The sequence below is a fragment of the Nocardioides currus genome (assembly GCF_003057875.1).
Lineage (GTDB): Bacteria > Actinomycetota > Actinomycetes > Propionibacteriales > Nocardioidaceae > Nocardioides > Nocardioides currus.
Map to the genome: position 1 here is coordinate 227,574 of NZ_PYXZ01000003.1, position 20,710 is coordinate 248,283.

The window sequence follows — 20,710 nt, forward strand, 5'->3', positions numbered from 1 at the left end:
CGTCATGCGCAACTGGATCCAGCGATCGCTGTGGGACGTCGTCCCGCGCGACCAGCGCGACAGCGACGAGGCCTTCCGTCGCCGGCAGGTCGTGGCGGCCGTCGTGGTGCTGGTGGGCGCGGCCGTCCTCGGCTGGTCGCTGCGGCTCGAGCCCGGTGGCGACACCTTCTACGTCGCCGCGATCGTGCTCGCCGGGGTCTGGGCGGTCGGCGCGTTCCTCTCGGGCCGCCTGCACCTGGGACGCAGGGCCCGTGGCGCCGAGGTCTTCGTCCGTCCCGTCCTCGCGCCGATCCTGCTCGGGCTGCTGCTCGTCGGGATCTTCGTCCTCGGCGCCCTCGTCGTTCGCGAGATCCCGCCGCTGGCCGACTACGTCAGCTCCGTCCTGGCCTATGCCGACGAGGGCTCGCTGGCCCTGCTGGCGGCCATCACGTTCGTCAACGGCATCGCCGAGGAGCTGTTCTTCCGCGGTGCGATGTATGCCGCGATCCCCAAGCACCCGGTCGCGTGGACGACCCTGGCGTACGTCGTCGCGACCCTCGCCACCGGCAACGTGATGCTCGGGTTCGCCGCGATCCTGCTCGGTGCGGTGTGCGGCCTCGAGCGTCGGGCCAGCGGCGGCATCCTGGCGCCGATCCTGACGCACATCACCTGGTCGCTGTCGATGCTCTTCCTGCTACCCCTGCTCTTCTGAGCGCTCCCGGAGCGCCCGCTCCACGGACTCGCGGTAGGTCAGCGGCTCGCCCGGGACGATGTCGCGGATCGAGGTGTCGGTGACGATGACCTCGGTCGACATGGAGTCGATCAGGTTGCGGCCGGTCGTGACGTCGACGTCGGTCACCAGCGCCAGCCAACGCGAGGACAGGCCCGGCGTGAGCAGGGGGACGACGACGATGGGGAGCTTGCGGCCGTTCATCGCCAGCGCGACGCCTTGGAGCATCTCTCGGTAGGTGAGCTGGTCGGGGCCGCCGATCTCGAAGACCCGGTCGAGCGCCGCGTCCTGGTCGACGACGCCGGCGAGGTAGCGCACCACGTCGTCGATGGCGATCGGCTGGGTGCGGGTGCCGACCCACTTCGGCACCACCATCGCCGGCAGGTTCTTGACCAGTTGGCGGGTGAGCTCCCACGAGATGCCGCCGTGGCCGACGACGATCGCGGCTCGCAGGACCGTCACCGGCACGCCGTCGCTACCCAGCAGGCCCTCCACCTCGCGGCGGGAGCGCAGGTGCGCCGACAGGTCGCCGTCGTCCGCGCCGAGGCCGCCCATGTAGATGATCTGGCGGACGCCGGCGTCGGCGGCGGCCTTGCTGAAGTTGCGGGCCGCGTCCGCGTCCTTGCGCTCGAAGTCGGGGTCGTCGAGAGAGTGCACGAGGTAGATCGCGACGTCGACGCCCTCGAGCGCGCCCGCCAGGGAGTCCGGGTCGCCGACGTCGGCACCGACCGGCTCCCCCCGGCCTTCGTACTTCTCCGGGCTGCGCGTCATCGCCCGCACGGTGTGTCCGGCGTCGATCAGGGCGGGGACGAGTCGACGACCGATGAAGCCGGTCGCGCCCGTGACGAGGACGGTGGTCATGCGGGGTCCCCGCGGTGTTGTCCGGGGGAGCGAAGCGGAGGAGGAGAACATCGTGGGGTGCTCATGGGCTCACTCTGTCAGGCGCGCGAACTGCGGCGCTCGTAGGAGTCCGCGCTCTCGTCCATCGCCTGCTCGTAGGCGCTGACGAGGCCGGCGATGGTCAGCGGCTTGAGCCGGTGGACCAGGGCGCGCAGGTCCTCGACCGATCCGCCGCGGTCGCGCACGGCCGGCCACACGTGGGTGCGGACGATCTCCGAGAGCTCGTCGGCGACCTGCTGGCCGTGGCGGGCGTAGACCTCGGCCACGGCCTGCGCTGCGGCAGAGGGGACGCCGACGCCCAGCAGCCCGTCGTGGACGTCGACGTCGCGCTCGCCGGTGACGGGCGCGAGCAGCGAGAGGTGCAGGGCGATGTCGGCGGGCGTCGCGTCCTCGGGGATCCGGTCGAGGTAGCCCTTGATCGCGGACAGGGTGAAGCCGTGCTCCTGGAGCTCGCGGACCAGCTCGAGCCGGGCGACGTGGGTGGCGGTGTAGAAGCCCGAGCGGCCCTGGCGCAGCGGGGGAGGGACGAGGCCCTTGGAGGTGTAGAAGCGGATGTTGCGCACGCTGGTGCCGACGCGCTCGGTCAGCTCGTCGAGCGTGAGGAGGACGGACTCGTCGGTCATGCGGCGTACCCTCCCAGACTGGTCGTGCGTGACCCGGACCACACACCTAGCGATTGTGACAGTCATGGTGTCACAATCGGCGCATGGCAGAGGCATTCATCTACGACCACATCCGTACGCCGCGGGGCCGGGGCAAGGCCACCGGCTCGCTGCACGAGGTGAAGCCCGTCGACCTCGTCGTCGGCCTCCTCGACGAGGTGCGGACGCGCAACCCCGGGCTGGACCCGGCCCGGGTCGACGACGTGGTGCTCGGCGTGGTCTCCCCGATCGGCGACCAGGGCGGCGACATCGCCAAGACCGCGGCGCTGAAGGCGGGCTACCCCGAGACGGTTGCCGGCGTGCAGCTCAACCGCTTCTGCGCCTCCGGGCTCGAGGCCGTCAACCAGGCCGCCCAGCGCGTGGCCTCCGGCTGGGAGGACCTGATCCTCGCCGGCGGCGTCGAGTCGATGAGCCGCGTGGCCATGGGCAGCGACGGCGGCGCGTGGGCGATGGACCCGAAGACCGCGCTCGACACGCACTTCGTCCCGCAGGGCATCGGCGCCGACCTGATCGCCACGGTCGAGGGCTGGAACCGCGAGGACGTCGACACCTATGCCGCCGAGTCGCAGGCCCGCGCGGCCAAGGCGCAGGCCAACGGCTACTTCGACCACTCGATCGTCCCCGTCCGCGACCTCAACGGCCTCACCGTGCTGGACCGTGACGAGTTCATCCGCCCCGGCACCACGGCGGAGTCGCTCGCCGGCCTCAAGCCGTCCTTCGCCTTCCACGGAGACCTCGGCTTCGACGACGTCGCGCTGCAGAAGTACCACTGGATCGAGAAGATCGACCACGTCCACCACGCCGGCAACTCCTCCGGCATCGTCGACGGCGCGGCCGTGGTGGCGATCGGGTCCGAGCAGGTCGGCACCGACCTCGGCCTCACCCCGCGCGCCCGGATCCTGGCCACTGCCGTCAGCGGCGCCGACCCGACGATCATGCTCACCGGTCCCGCGCCGGCCGCCCGCAAGGCGCTCGCCAAGGCCGGCCTGTCGGTCGAGGACATCGACCTGTTCGAGATCAACGAGGCTTTCGCCGCGGTCGCCATGCGCTTCATGCGCGACCTCGACATCAGCCACGAGATCACCAACGTCAACGGCGGCGCCATCGCGATGGGCCACCCGCTCGGCGCCACCGGCGCGATGATCCTCGGCACCCTGGTCGACGAGCTCGAGCGGCGCGACCTGCGCCGCGGCCTCGCCACGCTCTGCGTCGGCGGCGGCATGGGCATCGCCACCATCGTCGAGCGCGTCTGACCCACCACCCCGTCCCATGGTGGCGGCAGATGACGCGTCGACGGCCTCGCCGTGCGCGAGGTGCCGCCACCCCGCCGCCGACCAGCCGCCGACCCGCCGACCCGCCGGCCCCGCCGCCGACCCGCCGCCCGCCGTGGCGGCAGATCGCAGCTGACACCCCGACTTCCGCGCAATGTGCCGCCACCCGGAGCGGCGCGAAGGAGAACAACCAGATGAGCACCACCGACACCCAGAGCGCGATCCGCTACGACCGCGACTCCGACGGCATCGTCACGCTGACCCTCGACGACCCGACCGCCAGCGCCAACACGATGAACGAGCTCTACGGGCGCAGCATGGAGGAGGCCGTCGGCCGCCTCGAGCAGGAGACCGACCTCGCCGGCGTGGTGATCACCTCCGCCAAGAAGACCTTCTTCGCCGGCGGCAACCTCACCGACCTGCTCTCCGTCGGACCCGACCAGGCCGAGGAGATCTTCGACGGCAGCCTGGTCCTCAAGGCGCAGCTGCGCCGGCTCGAGAAGCTCGGCGTGCCGACCGTCGCGGCGATCAACGGCGCGGCCCTCGGTGGTGGCCTCGAGATCGCGCTGGCCTTCAACCACCGCATCGCGGTCGAGGGGCGCTACGAGATCGGCCTGCCCGAGGTCACCCTCGGACTCCTGCCCGGGGGCGGCGGCGTCGCCCGCGTCACCCGCCTGCTCGGGGTCTCCTCGGCGCTGATGGACGTCCTCCTCCAGGGCCAGCGCTACAAGCCGACGGCCGCTCAGGCCAAGGGCCTCGTCCACGAGCTCGTCGGCACCCAGGAGGAGCTGCTGCCCGCCGCGAAGGCGTGGGTGCTGGCCAACCGCGACAACGAGGAGGCGAGCGTCCAGCCCTGGGACCGCAAGGGCTACCGGATGCCCGGCGGCACGCCGTCACACCCCTCGCTGGCCCAGATGCTGCCCGCCTTCCCGGCGGGCCTGCGCAAGCAGCTCAAGGGCGCGCACTTCCCGGCGCCCGAGGCGATCATGGCGGCGTCCGTCGAGGGCGCCCAGGTCGACTTCGACACCGCGTGCCGCATCGAGGCGCGCTACTTCGCCAAGCTGGTCACCGGCCAGAACGCCAAGAACATGATCCAGGCCTTCTTCTTCGATCTGCAGCAGATCAACTCGGGCGCCCTGCGTCCCGAGGGGGTGCCCACGTTCAAGCCCACGAAGGTCGCGGTGCTCGGCGCCGGGATGATGGGTGCGGGCATCGCCTACGTCTGTGCCCGCGCCGGCCTCGAGGTCGTGCTCAAGGACGTGGCGATCGAGTCGGCCGAGCGCGGCAAGGCCTACTCCGCGAAGCTCAACGAGAAGGCCGTCTCGCGCGGCAAGCTCACCCAGGAGAAGTCCGACGAGCTGCTCGCCCGCATCACCCCGACCGACGACGCGGCCGACACCGTGGGCTGCGACCTCGTGATCGAGGCCGTCTTCGAGGACCCGTCGCTCAAGGCGCAGGTCTTCGCCGAGATCGCCGAGCACGTCAACCCCGACGCGCTGCTGTGCTCCAACACCAGCACGCTGCCCATCACCGAGCTGGCGCAGGGCGTCGACCGCCCGACCGACTTCATCGGGCTGCACTTCTTCTCGCCCGTGGACAAGATGCCGCTGGTCGAGATCATCGCCGGCGAGCAGACCAGCGACACCGCGATCGCGCAGGCGATCGACGTCGTCCAGCTGATCAGGAAGACGCCGATCGTCGTCAACGACAGCCGCGGCTTCTACACCTCGCGCGTGATCGGCACCCAGATCAACGAGGGGCTCGCGATGCTCGGCGAGGGCGTCAACCCGGCCAGCTTGGACCGCGCCACCCAGATGGCGGGCTACCCGGTCGGGCCGCTGCAGATCACCGACGAGCTCAACATGGAGCTGATGGCCAAGATCCGCAAGGCCTCGAAGGACGCCGTGGAGCGCGACGGCGGGACCTGGCAGCCCCACGGTGCCGAGCAGGTCATCGACACGATGATCGGGCTCGGCCGCTCCAGCAAGCTGAAGGGCGCCGGGTTCTACGACTACGACGAGTCCGGCAAGCGCCTGGGCCTCTGGCCGGGCCTGGCCGAGCACTTCCCGCCGGCCGCCGAGCAGATCCCGCTCCAGGACATCCAGGACCGCCAGCTCGTGGTCGAGGCCATCGAGACGATCAAGTGCTTCGACGAGGGCGTCCTGCGCTCGTCGGCCGAGGCCAACATCGGCTCCATCTTCGGCATCGGGTTCCCGCCGGCGACCGGCGGCGCGATCCAGTACGTCAACGGCTTCGAGGGCGCAGCGGGTCGTGGCCCCGCCGGGTTCGTGGCCCGTGCCCGCGAGCTCGCCGCGGCGTACGGCGAGCGCTTCGAGCCGCCAGCCTCCGTGGTCGCCGTGGCCGAGGCCGGGGGGACGTACCCCGCCTGACCCGGTGCGCCGAGGGGCGGTCTCGCCATTCGCCCGCGCGAACGCCCGGTCTCGGGGACCATTGACCGGTGACCCCCGTGATCGACATCCGTGACCTCCACGTCCGCTTCGGCGAGGTGGAGGCCGTGGCCGGCATCGACCTCGCCGCCGACTCCGGGCGCGCGACCGCGCTCCTGGGTCGCAACGGCGCCGGCAAGTCGACGACGATGAAGGTGCTGGCGGGCGTCGTACCCCCCACCTCCGGCACCGTCCTCGTCGCCGGCACCGACGTCGCCGCCGACCCACTCGCGGTGAAGCGGACGGTCGGCTACTGCCCCGACGTCGGCGGGCTGGTGCCGCGTGCCACCCCGTGGGAGCACCTCCAGCTCACCGCCCGGCTGCGCCGGATGCCCGAGTGGGAGACGCGCGGTCGCGACCTGCTGGAGAGGTTCGGCCTCGGCGACGTCGCCCACCGCGTGGTCGGAGGGTTCAGCCACGGCATGAGCCGCCGGCTCAGCGTCGTGCTGGCCGCGCTGCACGAGCCGGCCGTCCTGCTCCTCGACGAGCCCTTCGACGGCGTCGACCCGATCGGCGTCGAGGCGACCCTCGAGGTGGTCGCCGACGCCCGCGCCCGCGGCGCCTGCATCCTGCTCTCCACGCACCTGCGCGACCTCGCCCTCGAGGCGTGTGCGTCCGCGATCGTGCTGCGCGGTGGCTCCAGCGTCGCCGAGATGGACGCCGTCGAGCTGACCAGCGAGACCTATCGTGCGCTCCTCGACTGAGACCTGGCGCGGGGCCGCCACCGACCTGCGGCACCTGATGGGGTTCCGCTCGCGGTCCGTACGCCGCCCGCGGGTCGCCGCAGTCTCGCTGGTCATGGTCGTCGCGATGACGGTGCTGATGGCCGTCGCGCCCGCCTGGCTCTCCGGCATCCCCGCCGATCGGCTGGACCTGGTCGAAGCCGCGCTGCCCGCGGCCCTGGCCGGCTTCCTGCTGCTCGGGATCGGCGCCTCGATGGGGGGTGGCGGCGGACGCGAGCTGCTGCCGCGCGAGCAGGCGGTCATCCACCCGATCGGGCCGCTCACCGAGCACCTCGGCGCGCTCGTCCTCGCCCCGCTCAACCTCGCCTGGCTGCTCCAGGCCTGGGCGCTGCTCGCCACCACGGCGCTGACCGTCGGTCCGCACGGCCTGCTGGGCGCGCAGGTCGTGGTGCTCCTCTGGGTCGTCCTCGCCACGGCTGCCGCGCAGGTCGTCGGCTGGAGCGTGGAGGGTGTCCGCCGGACCCGTCACGGTGTCGTCGTGATCCGCAGCGTCACCGGCGCCGCGGCGCTCGCGCTGCTCGCCGGCCAGGTCGCCGGACGCCTCGACGACTTGTCCGCAGCGCTCCCGACCGCCCGCCTCGCCGACTCGCTGGGCGGACCGCGCTGGCCGCTCGTGGCCGCCCTGCTGCTGGTGCTGGTCGTCGGCGCGGTCGCGGCCGGCGGCGTACCCGCTCGATGGGCCCTCGGCCTGCCGCCGCGCGAGGAGCTGCGGGTCGAGTCCGGCGTGCACGAGGCACGCCCCGCACCGACGCCGCGCCTCCTCGGCGCCGACCTCGCGCTGATGCGCCAGCTCGACCGCGGGTCGGTGTGGCGCTCGGTCGGCATGCGACGCGGCCTGATCGTGCTCGCCGCAGGACCGGCGCTCGTGGCCCTCGGTGCCGGGCTGTCCTGGGACACCGTCCTGATCCTGCCGGGGCTCGGCGCGAGCGGCGCCGCCCTGCTCTACGGCGTCAACGCGTGGTGCCTCGACGGCCGCGGGACGCTGTGGCGCGAGAGCCTGCCCGTCGCGCCGTCCGCCACCTTCGACGCGCGGACGCTGGTCACCGCCGAGTGCCTCGTCCTGGTGTCGGGCGTCCCGGTGCTCGCCGGCGCGATCCGCAACGGGCTGCCCGAGCGGCAGGTCGCGATCGCGCTGGTCGCCTGCTGGGTGGTCGTGGTCGTGCAGGTGCTGGCGATCGCCATGTCGTGGTCGGTGCGCCGTCCGTATGCCGTCGACCTCCGCTCGCCCCGCGCCACCCCGGCCCCGCACGCCGCGATGTTCGGCTATGCCCTGCGGCTCTCGCTGGTCACGACCGTGACCGGGATGCTCTTCGTCGGGGCCTCGTCGGTGCCGATCTGGTGGCTGCCGCCGGCCTTCGCCGCGCTGTTCCTGCTCCGGTCGGGCCTGCGCCTGCGACGGGCCCGCCGCCGCTGGCTCGACGCGCCCGCCCGGGCCGAGATCGCGCTGACCGTCTCGGCCGGCTGAGCGCCGTACGCCCGTCCCGAGCTGCTCCGCGCTGGGTAACGCCACGAAAACAGCACTCCCGCCCCCACTGATGGGGGCGGGAGTGCGTGTTTGGTGGCGTTACCGGGGGTCGGATCAGGCAGCGACCTGCTCGCCCTGGAGCGTGCGGTAGGCGTAGGCCTGCGCGATCACGACCACCGGGATCGCGACCAGGAGGCCGATGCCGCAGAGGATCGCGCCGACGAAGTACGCCGCCAGGCAGGCCAGGAAGAACACCAGCACGGTCCCGGCGTTGGCCATGACCAGCTTGGCGCTGGCCTGGATCGCCTGCACCGCCGGCAGGTCCTTGTCGATGATGAACTGCAGGGTGAACGCGGTCACGAACATGACCGCGAGGCCCGGAAGGATGCACAGCACGAGGCCGATGATCGTGGCGACCGCGAGGATCAGGGACGCGATCAGGACCTGCACCCAGTTGATGCCGTTGAACATCGTGCCGATGGAGAGCCGCTGGCCCTGGGTGATGTCGAGGGCGCCCTTGACGATGCCGGCCTGGATGGCGAGCTGCGCCAGGAAGCTCAGCACGCCGAAGAAGAGCGAGGCGACGATCGAGCCGCCGAGCATGCCGCCCGACGTGCTGGTCATGGTGCCGTCGTCGTTGAGCTCGATCGTGGTCTCGCCGCCACCGCCGACGATGTATTGCAGGACCTGGATCACCGCGACGACCGCGAACAGCACCAGCGCGGCGATGATCAGCGGGCCGAGGTTGGCCTGGAACTTCTTGAAGCCGTAGCTGAACGCGTCGCCGACGCTGAACGTGCTGACGCCGCCTGGCTGCTGGCCGTACGGCTGCTGCCCGTAGGGCGCCTGGCCGTAGGGCTGGCCGTAGCCGGGCTGGTTGCCCGGCTGGCTGCTCGCCGGGTCGCCGTAGTTGGGCGCGCCGGCGCCGGGCTGGCCGTAGTTGGGCTCGCTGGGCGGACCCGAGGGCGGCTGGCCGTAGGGGTCCTTCGGGGTCTCGTCGTCTGGGGTGTCGCCGTAGTTGGACATGCGTGCCTCGTCGTTCCCTCGTGTGGTCGTGCGGAGTCGTGGATCGGGCCGAGCCTAGTGGCGGTCAGGGCTTGGGCTGGTCGATGACGTAGGTGCCGATGACCTTGTCGGCGAAGGTCTGGCGGTTGGCGTCCCACAACGGCCAGAGGTAGCCGAGGTTGCACGGGATGCCGTCGAGGATGTGGGCGAGCTGGCGCACGAACGCCATGCCCGGCCCGATCGGCTGGCCGGTCTCGGCCTTGACCAGCTTGATGCCCATCACGCCCTTGCCGATGGTGTAGCCGGTGCGGCCCTGCTTGATGAAGAAGTTCCACACGAAGTAGGCGATGACCAGGATCACGCTGAGGAACATCAGGATCGCCACGATCGGGCCCGAGCCGCCCGTGGAGGTCACCTCGCCGGTGTAGGGGTCGGTCTCGGCGCTGGCGCCGGCGATGACGATGCCGATGATGCCGGGGATGTAGGCGATCAGGCCGCCGAGCGCGTCGATCAGGTAGGCGGCCACGCGCTTGCCCCAGTGGGCGAAGGTGACGCCCGGCGGGACGCCGGGGTTGCTGGGGTAGCCGTAGGACTGGGCGCCGTACGGGTTCTGCTGCTGCGCGTAGGGGTCGTTGGTCGGCTGGCCGGGCTGCTGGCCGTACGGGTCCTGGCCGGGCTGGCCTGACTGGCCGTACGGGTCGGTGGGCGGGTTGCCGTAGTTGGACATCAGTCGTGTTCCCCTCGTGAGTGCGCTCGGCGCGCAAGTTGTGCGGCAGCGTAGCGGCGCGCGCGGGCGTCCTGCCCCGCATCCGCGCCGCGAAACCCGGGTCTGGTCCGGGAGATCGCGCGATCGGCGGCTGTATACGCGGTATGCATACGTGGTATACATGTCCTCGCGCCGGTCACGGGGGCCGGCGAGACGAGGGATGGGACGGTGGGGCGCGATGTCGATCCGCCAGGCGCTGCTCGCGCTGCTGGAGCCGGGGCCGATGTACGGCTACCAGCTCCGCGCCGAGTTCGAGCAGCGCACCGGGGCCACCTGGCCGCTCAACGTCGGGCAGGTCTACACGACCCTCGCCCGGCTCGAGCGTGACGCACTGGTCGAGCACGTCGACGGCTCGGGGGCCGACGACGCGACCGACCAGTCGGGCCAGCACGGGCCGGCCGCCGCCCAGGTGATGTACCGCATCACCACCTCGGGTCGGGGCGAGGTGTCGGCGTGGTTCACCACGCCGGTGCCTCGCACCCAGCCACCCCGCGACGAGCTGGCGATCAAGCTCGCGATCGCGGTCACGCTCCCGGGCGTCGACGTCGCGTCGCTCATCCAGCAGCAGCGTACGGCGACGATGACCGCCCTCCAGGACTACACCCGCCTCAAGCGCTCGGGCCGCGCCTCGCGACCCGACCAGGCCGAGGACCTCGCGTGGTCGCTGGTCCTCGACTCCCTGGTCTTCGACGCCGAGGCCGAGATCCGCTGGCTCGACCACTGCGAGGCCCGACTGCGCCGCGCCGCCGTCGAGGGGCGGCTCCACACCCCGGCGCGACCCACCACCCCACTGACCCGGCCGCAGCCGGCCACCCACGAAGAGGAAGTCACCTCATGACCGCCGTGCTCCACCTCGACAACGTGACCCGCGTGCACGGCGACGGCGCCACCGAGGTGCACGCCCTGCGCGGCGTCAGCTTCACCGCGCGCGCCGGCGAGCTCGTCGCCGTGATGGGCCCGTCTGGCTCCGGCAAGTCGACCCTGCTCACCATCGCTGGCGGCCTCGACGAGCCGACCAGCGGCACCGTCAGCGTCGAGGGCACCGTCCTCGGCGGACTGGGCAACGCCGGACGGGCCCGCATGCGGCGTACGTCGATCGGCTACGTCTTCCAGGACTTCAACCTGATCCCCGCGCTGACCGCGGCCGAGAACGTCGCCCTCCCGCGCGAGCTCGACGGCGAGCGCAGTAGGGCCGCCCGTGCGCTCGCGCTCGCCGCCCTCGAGGAGGTCGGCATCGCCGGTCTCGCCGACCGCTTCCCCGACGAGATGTCGGGCGGGCAGCAGCAGCGGGTCGCGATCGCGCGCGCCATCGTCGGCGAGCGCCGCCTGATCCTGGCCGACGAGCCGACCGGCGCGCTCGACACCGACACCGGCGAGGAGATCCTGCGCCTGCTGCGCAGCCGCTGCGACGCGGGCGCGGCCGGGGTGCTGGTGACCCACGAAGCGCGGCACGCGGCGTGGGCCGACCGTGTCGTCTTCATCCGCGACGGCCTGGTCGTCGACGAGTCGGGCGCCGACTCGGCCGAGGAGCTGCTCGAGGTCAGCCCGTGACGGGGTGGCGCCCGGCCCTCCGGCTGGCCTGGCGCGACGCGCTCCGCTCACGCGGTCGCACCGCCCTCGTGGTGCTGATGATCACCCTGCCGGTGCTCGCGGTGACCGCCGCGGCGGTCATCTACGCCACCGCGCAGGTCACGGGCGGCGAGCGTGCGGACCGGGCGCTCGGTGCGGCCGACGCCCGCGTCGAGGCGGTCGGCAACACCGTGATCCAGCTGCCCGACCCGCGCGACGGGTGGGGCACGACCGGCAGCCTCGACCGGGTGGTCACGGAGGCCGACCTGACCGGCGTCCTCGGCGCCGACAGCCGGGTGCTCACGATCCGCGACGACGTCTACCTCCAGGTGCCGATGGGGGACCGCCGGATCTCCGTCGCGGCCACCGAGGTCGACCTGGGCGACCCGATGACCGAGGGGCTCTTCGACGTGGAGCAGGGCCGGCTCCCGACCGCCGCCGGCGAGGCCGTGGTCAACACCGGCTACGCCGAGCGTGGCGTGGCGATCGGCGAGGTGCTCGACCTGCAGGGGAGCGACGTCGAGGTCGTCGGGATCGGCCGCGACGCGACGTACCGCGACCAGCCGACCGTCATGGGGTTGCCCGGCGGGCTGGGCAGCAGCTTCGACGCGACGGCCGGCGACCCCGAGTGGCTGGTCGAGAGCGGCCCGGTGTCGTGGTCGCAGGTGCGCGAGCTGAACGACCTCGGCGCCGTCGTCACCTCGCGCGAGGTCCTGGCGGACCCGCCGGCCGTGCGTGAGCAGGCCGAGCAGATGGGCTACGACACCGGCCTGGGCGACTACATCGCCGTCGTGGCGCTGGTCGTCACCATGGCGCTCCTCGAGGTCATCCTGCTCGCCGGTCCGGCGTTCGCCGTCGGCGCCCGCCGCCAGTCGCGGGCGCTCGCCCTGATGGCGGCCTCCGGCGGGACGCCGCGCCAGGCACGCCGCGTCGTCCTCGCCTCCGGCGTGGTGCTCGGAGCGCTCGCTGCCGCGATCGGTGCGGTCCTCGGCGTGGTCGTCGGGCTCGCCCTGCTTCCGGTGGTGCAGCGCTTCAGCGGTGAGTGGTTCGGGCCGGTCGACATCACCTGGTGGGCGGTCGCCGTGGTCGCCGCGTGCGGCCTGCTGAGCGCGGTGCTGGCCGCCGTCGTCCCCGCCTGGATCGCCTCCCGTCAGGACGTCGTGGCGGTGCTCGCCGGGCGTCGCGGAGACCGGAAGCCGTCGGCGCGCACCCCACTCCTCGGCCTGGTGGTGCTCGGCTGCGGCGTGCTGCTGTCGGTCTACGGCGTCGTCGGCTCGGCCGGCAACGGGGAGTACGCCATCGCCGTCTCCGCCATCGTGTCCGTGCTCGGGATGATCATGGTCGTGCCGGTCGTGGTGGCCCTGATCGCCCGGCTCTCGCGCCGCTTCCCGCTGACGCTGCGCTACGCCGCGCGCGACGCAGCTCGCCACCGCACGCGCACCGTCCCCGCCGTGGCCGCGGTCGCCGCCACGGTGGCCGGCGTCGTCGCCCTCGGCATCGCCAACACCAGCGACGAGGCGGAGCGACGCTCGACCTACCGCCCCCAGCTCGAGATGGGGGCCGCGACCGTCACCGTCAGCGGCACCTCGGACATGGTCGGCGGCACCTATCGCGAGTATCCGCCAGACCAGGCGGTCTGGGAGCGCGTCGACAGGGCGATCGAGCAGGCGGTGCCGGGCGTCGAGCGGGAGACCGTCGACGGGATCGTCTACCAGACCGGCGACGGCGGCTCGCGCTTCTTCGACGTCCGCGGCGCGACGCGGGAGGACTGGGTGGCGCTGGAGACGACCGGTGGGTTCGCCGGCGCGGCCATGGTCAGCGACGGCGACCTGCCCGGGCAGCTCGCGCTCACCGACGAGCAGGCGCGGCAGGCGTCCGCCGCGCTGGCGGCAGGATCAGCGGTGGTGCTGGCGCAGGAGGGTACGGCGGACCGGATCGTCCTCCAGACCTACTCGCCCGACGACGACGCGGCCGAGCCGACGCGACTCGACTGGCCGGTCGAGACGGTGCAGGTCGACGGGCCCGTGGCCGTCTCGCTCGTGGTGCCGACGACGCTGGCCGAGGAGGCCGGGCTCGACGTGCAGACCGTCGGCGTCTACCTCCCCCCGAACGACCTGACCGCGGCCCAGGCCAAGGACCTCGAGGAGCGGGTGGCGGGGGTCAGCGAATCGGCGTACGCCTATGTCGAGCGCGGCTACCAGACCGACAACGCGATCATCATCCTGCTCGCGATCCTCTTCGGGCTCGGCGGCGTGCTGATGCTCGGCGGGACGCTGACCGCCACCTTCCTCGCGCTGTCCGACGCGCGTCCCGACCTCGCCACGCTGGCCGCCGTGGGGGCGTCGCCCCGATCGCGGCGCGGGGTCGCGGCGTCGTACGCCCTGGTCGTCGGCTTCGTCGGAGCCGTGCTCGGGACGGTGGTCGGGTTCATCCCGGGCGTCGCGATCACCTGGCCGCTGACGAGCGGGGTGACCTACGGGTCGGGCTCGTCGGAGGGCCCGGCCGGTCCCTTCCTCGACATCCCGTGGCTGCTGATCCTGGGCCTGGTCGTCGTGCTGCCGCTGCTCACCGCGCTGGTCGTCGGGCTCTTCGCGCGGGCACGGCTTCCGCTGGCGACGCGTCTCACCTGACAAAAAAGTCAGGCTTGACTGTTTGTTGTTTCGCGGCCACGATGGCCGCGTGACCACGACGCGCATCCCGCAGGAGGAACGGACCCGCGCCATGCGGTTGCGCCTGCTGGAGGCGACGGTCGAGTGCCTGGTCGAGCACGGCTACTCCGGGACCTCCACCACGATGGTCAGCCAGCGGGCCGGCGTCTCGCGGGGCGCGCAGCTGCACCACTTCCCGACCAAGAACGACCTGGTGGTCGCGGCCGTCGTGCACCTCACCGAGCTCCGGGGTGCGGAGCTGTCGGCGGGCGTGGCCCGGCTGCCCGACGGTGGCCGGCGCACCCGCGCCGTGCTGACGATGCTCGGCGACCACTTCAGCTCGCCGGTCTTCACCGCGGCGCTCGAGCTCTGGGTCGCCGCCCGCACCGACGAGGCGCTGCTCGCCGCGATGGGCCCCCTGGAGAAGCGCGTCGGGCGCGAGGTGCACCGGCTCACCGTCGCGGCGCTGGGCGCCGACGAGTCGCAGCCCGGCGTGCGCGAGCTGGTGCAGGGCACGCTCGACCTCGTCCGTGGCCTGGGGCTGGCCAACACGATCTCCGACGACGCCCGCCGGCGCCGCCGCATCCTCGACCACTGGGCCGACGTGCTCGACCGGGAGCTGGCTATGCCCCACGACGTTCTCGAACTCCCCCGCTCCGCTCCTCCGATCGACAACGCCGAGGGGACCCCGACATGACCGACGTCCTCACCACCGTCCTGCGCGACCTGACCGCCGAGGGTGACGCGCTCGAGGTCCTGGTCGCCGACCTGTCCCCGGAGGCCTGGCGCACGCCGACGCCTGCCGCGGGCTGGGACGTCGCCACACAGGTCGCCCACCTCGCCTGGACCGACGAGGTGGCGCTCAAGGCCGCCACCGACAAGGAGGCCTGGGACGCGGTCGTGCTGCTCGCCCTCGCGGCCCCGGAGACCTTCGTCGACGACCAGGCGCTCGCAGGCTCGACCGTGACGCCGGCCGAGCTCCTTGACCGGTGGCGGGCGGGTCGGGCCGCACTGAAGGAGGCGCTGGCCACGTACGACGGCGGCAAGATGCCGTGGTTCGGGCCGCCGATGTCGCCGACCTCGATGGCCACCGCGCGGCTGATGGAGACGTGGGCGCACAGCCTGGACGTGCACGAGGCGCTGGGCGTCACGCCGGAGCCGACCGGCCGGATCCGACACGTCGCGCACCTCGCCGTACGCACCCGGAACTTCGCGTTCCTGACCAACGACCTGACCCCGCCGGCCGGCGAGTTCCGGATCGACCTGGTCGCGCCGGACGGAGACGTGTGGACCTTCGGGCCCGAGGACGCACAGCAGACGGTGACCGGCTCGGCGCTCGACCTCTGCCTGCTCGCGACCCAGCGGGTGCACCGTGCCGACACCGACCTCGTCGCGACCGGGCCGGACGCGGACCGCTGGCTCGACATCGCGCAGTGCTTCGCCGGACCGCCCGGAGAAGGGCGGGCCGCGCGATGAGTTTCGAGGCTCGCTCCGCTCGCACCTCAACCACCGAAGTCGTGCGGATCGGCAACTGCTCCGGCTTCTACGGCGACCGGCTCAGCGCGATGCGCGAGCTGGTCGAGGGTGCCTCCGGGGACGGGCACGGCGTCGACGTCATCACCGGCGACTACCTCGCCGAGCTGACGATGCTGATCCTCGGGCGCGACCAGCTCAAGGACCCCTCGCTCGGCTACGCGCGCACCTTCGTCCGGCAGGTCGAGGACTGCCTGGGCCTGGCGCTCGAGCGCGGCGTGAAGATCGTCAGCGACGCGGGTGGGCTCAACCCGGCGGGCCTCGCCGAACGCCTCGGCGAGGTGGCGTCGGGCCTCGGGCTCGCGCCCCGCATCGCGCACGTGCGCGGCGACGACCTGCGACCGCTCGGGCTGTGGGAGGGGGCGCTGACGGCCAACGCCTACCTCGGCGGGTTCGGCATCGCGGCGGCGCTGACCGCGGGCGCCGACATCGTCGTCACCGGCCGCGTCACCGATGCGTCCCTGGTCGTCGGTGCCGCCGCGGCCCACCACGGCTGGACCCCCGACGACCTCGACGCGCTGGCCGGCGCCGTCGTCGCCGGCCACGTCATCGAGTGCGGGACGCAGGCCACGGGCGGCAACTTCAGCGGCTTCCTCGACCTGCCCGACCGCGACCGCCCCCTCGGCTTCCCCGTCGCCGAGGTCGCCGCCGACGGGTCGAGCGTGATCACCAAGCACGCCGGCACCGGTGGCGCGGTCACCGTCGACACCGTCACCGCCCAGCTCGTCTACGAGATCCAGTCGACCCGCTACCTCGGCCCCGACGTGACCACGCACCTCGACACCGTCTCGCTGGAGCAGGCCGGCCCCGACCGCGTCTCGATCACCGGCGTCCGCGGCGAGCGGCCGCCCGAGCAGCTGAAGGTCTGCGTCAACGAGCTCGGGGGCTACCGCAACAGCATCGAGCTCGTCCTGACCGGGCTCGACATCGAGGCCAAGGCCGCGTGGGTGCGCTCGCAGCTCGGCACCGCCCTCGCCGGGCGTCCGCCCGCCGAGGTCGTCTGGTCCACGCTGGCGATGCCGACCGCTGACGCCGACACCGAGGAGGGCGCGTCCGCGATCCTGCGGTGCACCGTCAAGGACGCCTCGCCCGACCCCGTCGGCCGGCCCTTCACCGCTGCTGCCGTCGAGCTCGCACTCGCGTCCTACCCCGGCTTCACGCTGACCGCGCCGCCCGGACCGCCGACGCCGTTCGGCGTCTATCGCGCGGAGTACGTCGATCGGTCGGCGCTCGAGCACACGGTCGTGCACGCCGACGGGACCGTCGAGGTGGTCGAGGACCCACCGACCGCCACGGTGCCGGCCGGCGCCGACACCGGCGTGCGCCCCTCGCCGTACCCAGCGAAGCAGGACGTGCTCACCCGGCGGCTGCCGCTCGGGACCTTCGTGCACGCGCGGTCCGGCGACAAGGGCGGCGACGCCAACATCGGGCTGTGGGTCGCCCACGACGGGCGCGACGACCTGCGTGCCGCGCGGGTCGAGTGGCTCAGCAAGCTCATCACCCCCCGGCGCGTGCGCGAGCTCGTCCCGGAGGCCGCCGACCTCGAGGTCGAGGTGTTCCTGCTGCCCAACCTCGGGGCGGTCAACGTGGTGGTCCACGGGCTGCTCGGCCGGGGCGTGGCCGCGTCGACGCGGTTCGACCCGCAGGCCAAGGGGCTCGGCGAGTGGGTCCGCTCGCGGCTCGTGTCGATCGAGGACGGGTTGCTGTGAGTGGTCTCGAGGCTCGCACCTCGACCACCGAGGAGAGGACGGCGCTGCGCGAGACCGCGCGCGAGTTCGTCCGCCGCGAGGTCGTGCCGCACCTCCAGGACTGGGAGGACGCGGGCTCGATCCCGCGCGAGCTGCACGCCGCCGCGGCCCGACAGGGGCTGCTCGGCGTCTCGTTCCCCGAGTCCGTCGGGGGCGAGGGCGGCGACCTCGCCGACTCGGTCGCGCTGCAGGAGGCGTGCTTCGAGGCCGGCGCGTCGAGCGGGCTGATGGCGGGGCTGTTCACGGGCGGCATAGCGCTGCCCCACATGGCGGCGTCGGGCAACGCCGACCTGGTGGACCGGTTCGTCCGGCCGACCCTGGCCGGCGAGGCGATCGGCGCGCTCGCGATCACCGAGCCCGGCGGCGGGTCCGACGTCGCGCGGATCACCACCCGCGCCGAGCGCGACGGCGACGTCTACGTCGTCAACGGCGCCAAGACCTTCATCACCTCCGGCGTCCGCGCCGACTTCGTCACCACCGCGGTCCGCACCGGCGGGCCGGGGCACGCGGGCATCAGCCTGCTCGTGGTCGAGAAGGGCACGCCCGGGTTCACCGTCGACCGCTCCCTGCGCAAGATGGGCTGGCACTGCAGCGACACGGCCGAGCTGTCGTACGTCGACGTGCGCGTCCCCGTCGCCAACCTGGTCGGGGCCGAGGGGTCGGGCTTCTACCAGATCGCCGAGCAGTTCGTGGTCGAGCGGATCGCCCTCGCGGTCCACGCCTACGGCATCGCCGCCCGGTCGTTGGCGCTCACGGCGGCGTACGCCAAGGAGCGGGAGACCTTCGGCCGCCCGCTCGTCGCCAACCAGGTGGTGCGGCACCAGCTCGTCGAGATGCACCGCCAGGTCGAGGTGGCGCGGGCCTACACGCACGCCGTCGTCGCGCGACACCTCGCGGGTGAGTCGGTGATCGCCGAGGCGGCGCTCGCCAAGCAGACCGCGGTCGACGCCGCGACGTACGTCTGCGACCGGGCCGTGCAGCTGCACGGCGGGACCGGATACATGCACGGGACCGAGGTCGAGCGGCACTACCGCGACGCCCGGATCCTGCCGATCGGAGGAGGAGCCACCGAGGTGCTCACGGACCTGGCCGCCACGTTGTTGGGATTTGCGTCATGAAGATGGGAGGCGAGGTGACCGTCTGGATGGACGCGCCACCGAGCGAGATCTGGGACCTCGTCAGCGACGTGACCCGGATCGGGGAGTTCTCGCCGGAGACCTTCGAGGCGAGGTGGACCCGAGGGTCGACCGGGCCCGAGGTCGGCGCCTTCTTCAAGGGCCACGTGAAGCGCAACGGCGTCGGCCCGACCTACTGGAGCCTGTGCCGCATCACGCGGTGCGAGCCCGAGAAGGTCTTCGAGTTCGCCGTCGGCACCGAGGAGATGAACGTCAACAACTGGGGCTACCGGCTCGAGGCCCGCGACGGGGGCACCGCCGTGACGGAGTACTTCCGGCTCGGCAGCAACCTCCCGACGCGGATCTACTGGCTGGCCCTCGGCTGGTCACGCGGGCGGACCAACCGCACCGGCATGCGGACGACGCTCGAGCGGATGAAGGCGGTGGTCGAGTCATGACGTCCCAGTCGCTCGGCAACCGGGAGGCGATGCTCGAGAAGATCGCCGACCTCGACGCGCAGCACGCGGTGGCGGTGGCCGGCGGCGGTGAGAAGTACGTCGATCGCCACCACGCCCGCGGCAAGCTCACCGCCCGCGAGCGGATCGAGCTGCTCGTCGACCCCGGCTCGGCCTTCCTCGAGCTGTCACCGCTCGCCGGCTGGGGCTCCGACTTCACCGTCGGCGCCTCGCTCGTGACCGGCATCGGCGTCGTCGAGGGTGTCGAGTGCCTGATCACGGCCAACGACCCCACCGTCAAGGGTGGCGCGTCGAACCCGTGGACGGTGAAGAAGGCGTTCCGGGCCGCCCAGGTCGCCGAGGAGAACGGCCTCCCCACGGTGTCGCTGGTCGAGTCCGGTGGCGCCGACCTGCCCACGCAGAAGGAGATCTTCATCCCGGGCGGCAAGCTCTTCCGCGACCTGACCCGGGCCTCCGCGCGCAAGCAGCCGACGATCGCGCTGGTCTTCGGCAACTCGACCGCGGGCGGCGCCTACGTCCCGGGCATGTCCGACTACACCGTCTTCGTGCGCGACGCGGCCAAGGTGTTCCTCGGCGGCCCGCCGCTGGTAAAGATGGCGACCGGCGAGGAGTCCGACGACGAGTCGCTCGGCGGCGCCGAGATGCACGCCCGCGTCTCGGGCCTCGCCGACTACCTCGCCGAGGACGAGCACGACGCGATCCGGATCGGGCGGCGGATCGTGGCGCGGCTCAACTGGCGCAAACACGGCGGGGGAAATGTGAACTTCCCGGGGTTTGCAAGCACCGCTAAGTCTGGGTTTCCCCGGCTAGCCGGGGAAACCGGAATGCGCCCCTTCGCCGAGCCCGAGGCCGACGTGGACGGCCTCCTCGACCTCATCCCGCAGGACCTCAAGGAGCCGTTCGACCCGCGCGAGGTGATCGCCCGGATCGTCGACGGCCGCTCGGCGCGCAACGGCGCGGTCCTCGACGAGTTCAAGCCGCTCTACGGCACCAGCCTCGTCACCGGCTGGGCGCAGCTGCACGGCCACCCGATCGGCATCCTGGCCAACGCGCAGGGCGTGCTCTTCAGCGAGGAGGCACAGAAGGCGACGCAGTTCATCCAGCTCGCCAACCAGTCCGACACGCCCCTGCTCTTCCTGCACAACACCACCGGCTACATGGTCGGCAAGGACTACGAGCAGGGCGGGATCATCAAGCACGGATCGCAGATGATCAACGCGGTCAGCAACTCGCGGGTCCCGCACCTCTCGGTGATCATGGGGGCGTCGTACGGCGCCGGCAACTACGGCATGAACGGGCGCGCCTTCGACCCGCGGTTCCTCTTCACGTGGCCCTCCGCGAAGTCGGCCGTCATGGGGCCCGCGCAGCTCGCCGGGGTGCTGTCGATCGTGGCGCGCGCGGCCGCCGAGGCGAAGGGGCGCGACTACGACGAGGCGGCCGACGCGGGGATGCGGGAGTTCATCGAGGCCTCCGTCGAGGAGCAGTCGCTGCCCTACTTCCTGTCCGGGATGCTCTACGACGACGGCGTGATCGACCCCCGCGACACCCGCACCGTGCTCGCCATCTGCCTGTCGGTGATCGCGAACCAACCGATCGTCGGCACCGACCGATTCGGGGTGTTCCGGACATGACCTCAACCCACGACGTTCTTCG

At 72.5% G+C, this 20,710-nt stretch carries 18 protein-coding genes; 14 read left to right on the plus strand and 4 right to left on the minus strand.

Translation table 11 applies throughout. The features are described 5' to 3' along the window. The first annotated feature begins 4 nt into the window (after positions 1-4). Positions 5-691 (plus strand): CPBP family intramembrane glutamic endopeptidase, encoded by a 687-nt coding sequence (locus C7S10_RS09910; protein WP_108344266.1) that lies wholly within the window; start codon positions 5-7, stop codon positions 689-691. On the opposite strand, the gene C7S10_RS09915 is transcribed toward C7S10_RS09910, so the two are convergent. After that, complete coding sequence (locus C7S10_RS09915) at positions 674-1,570, minus strand: NAD(P)H-binding protein (protein ID WP_108344267.1); 897 nt, start codon at positions 1,568-1,570, stop codon at positions 674-676. The genes C7S10_RS09910 and C7S10_RS09915 overlap by 18 nt on opposite strands. Before the next feature lie 77 nt (positions 1,571-1,647). Beyond that, positions 1,648-2,232 carry a MerR family transcriptional regulator gene (locus C7S10_RS09920; RefSeq protein ID WP_108344268.1) on the minus strand — a complete coding sequence of 195 codons (585 nt, stop codon included), beginning with the start codon at positions 2,230-2,232 and terminating at the stop codon, positions 1,648-1,650. 83 nt (positions 2,233-2,315) lie between these two features. Here C7S10_RS09920 and C7S10_RS09925 point away from each other — a divergent pair, with 83 nt between their 5' ends. The 4 genes from C7S10_RS09925 to C7S10_RS09940 all read left to right on the plus strand — a co-directional run bounded on the left by C7S10_RS09925 (position 2,316) and on the right by C7S10_RS09940 (position 8,197). Continuing rightward, positions 2,316-3,524, plus strand: a complete 1,209-nt coding sequence (locus C7S10_RS09925) for an acetyl-CoA C-acetyltransferase (RefSeq protein ID WP_108344269.1) — start codon at positions 2,316-2,318, stop codon at positions 3,522-3,524. A 212-nt stretch (positions 3,525-3,736) separates the two neighbouring features. Further along, positions 3,737-5,932 carry a 3-hydroxyacyl-CoA dehydrogenase NAD-binding domain-containing protein gene (locus tag C7S10_RS09930; RefSeq protein ID WP_108344270.1) on the plus strand — a complete coding sequence of 732 codons (2,196 nt, stop codon included), beginning with the start codon at positions 3,737-3,739 and terminating at the stop codon, positions 5,930-5,932. A gap of 68 nt (positions 5,933-6,000) precedes the next feature. Further along, a complete protein-coding gene (locus C7S10_RS09935; RefSeq protein ID WP_108344271.1) occupies positions 6,001-6,693 on the plus strand; it encodes an ABC transporter ATP-binding protein in 693 nt (230 codons plus the stop codon). Continuing rightward, on the plus strand, positions 6,677-8,197 hold the full coding sequence (locus tag C7S10_RS09940; protein ID WP_108344272.1) for a hypothetical protein: 1,521 nt from the start codon (positions 6,677-6,679) through the stop codon (positions 8,195-8,197). Before C7S10_RS09935 ends, C7S10_RS09940 begins: the two co-directional genes overlap by 17 nt. Positions 8,198-8,311: 114 nt before the next feature. Here C7S10_RS09940 and C7S10_RS09945 read toward each other — a convergent pair whose 3' ends face one another. Together C7S10_RS09945 and C7S10_RS09950 are read right to left on the minus strand one after the other, a co-directional pair. Continuing rightward, on the minus strand, positions 8,312-9,223 hold the full coding sequence (locus C7S10_RS09945; protein WP_108344273.1) for a DUF2189 domain-containing protein: 912 nt from the start codon (positions 9,221-9,223) through the stop codon (positions 8,312-8,314). A gap of 64 nt (positions 9,224-9,287) precedes the next feature. Beyond that, complete coding sequence (locus C7S10_RS09950) at positions 9,288-9,929, minus strand: RDD family protein (protein WP_108344274.1); 642 nt, start codon at positions 9,927-9,929, stop codon at positions 9,288-9,290. Between the two features lie 217 nt (positions 9,930-10,146). Here C7S10_RS09950 and C7S10_RS09955 point away from each other — a divergent pair, with 217 nt between their 5' ends. The 9 genes from C7S10_RS09955 to C7S10_RS09995 are packed head-to-tail and all read left to right on the plus strand — an operon-like array spanning position 10,147 to position 20,688. Beyond that, complete coding sequence (locus C7S10_RS09955) at positions 10,147-10,806, plus strand: PadR family transcriptional regulator (protein ID WP_108344381.1); 660 nt, start codon at positions 10,147-10,149, stop codon at positions 10,804-10,806. Then, a complete protein-coding gene (locus tag C7S10_RS09960; RefSeq protein WP_108344275.1) occupies positions 10,803-11,519 on the plus strand; it encodes an ABC transporter ATP-binding protein in 717 nt (238 codons plus the stop codon). Before C7S10_RS09955 ends, C7S10_RS09960 begins: the two co-directional genes overlap by 4 nt. Beyond that, positions 11,516-14,167 (plus strand): FtsX-like permease family protein, encoded by a 2,652-nt coding sequence (locus tag C7S10_RS09965; protein ID WP_108344276.1) that lies wholly within the window; start codon positions 11,516-11,518, stop codon positions 14,165-14,167. Before C7S10_RS09960 ends, C7S10_RS09965 begins: the two co-directional genes overlap by 4 nt. A 49-nt stretch (positions 14,168-14,216) precedes the next feature. Next, positions 14,217-14,882, plus strand: coding sequence for a TetR/AcrR family transcriptional regulator (locus C7S10_RS09970; RefSeq protein WP_341476744.1), 666 nt, complete (start codon positions 14,217-14,219; stop codon positions 14,880-14,882). After that, entirely contained in the window at positions 14,879-15,661 is a 783-nt protein-coding gene (locus C7S10_RS09975; RefSeq protein WP_108344277.1) for a TIGR03084 family metal-binding protein, read from the plus strand. Before C7S10_RS09970 ends, C7S10_RS09975 begins: the two co-directional genes overlap by 4 nt. Beyond that, positions 15,658-17,427, plus strand: coding sequence for an acyclic terpene utilization AtuA family protein (locus tag C7S10_RS09980; protein WP_108344278.1), 1,770 nt, complete (start codon positions 15,658-15,660; stop codon positions 17,425-17,427). The genes C7S10_RS09975 and C7S10_RS09980 overlap by 4 nt, the downstream gene beginning before the upstream one ends. After that, positions 17,424-18,584 (plus strand): acyl-CoA dehydrogenase family protein, encoded by a 1,161-nt coding sequence (locus C7S10_RS09985; RefSeq protein WP_108344279.1) that lies wholly within the window; start codon positions 17,424-17,426, stop codon positions 18,582-18,584. The genes C7S10_RS09980 and C7S10_RS09985 overlap by 4 nt, the downstream gene beginning before the upstream one ends. Further along, on the plus strand, positions 18,581-19,039 hold the full coding sequence (locus tag C7S10_RS09990) for an SRPBCC family protein (RefSeq protein ID WP_207769320.1): 459 nt from the start codon (positions 18,581-18,583) through the stop codon (positions 19,037-19,039). The genes C7S10_RS09985 and C7S10_RS09990 overlap by 4 nt, the downstream gene beginning before the upstream one ends. Then, complete coding sequence (locus C7S10_RS09995; protein WP_108344280.1) at positions 19,036-20,688, plus strand: acyl-CoA carboxylase subunit beta; 1,653 nt, start codon at positions 19,036-19,038, stop codon at positions 20,686-20,688. The genes C7S10_RS09990 and C7S10_RS09995 overlap by 4 nt, the downstream gene beginning before the upstream one ends. Positions 20,689-20,710 lie beyond the last annotated feature (22 nt).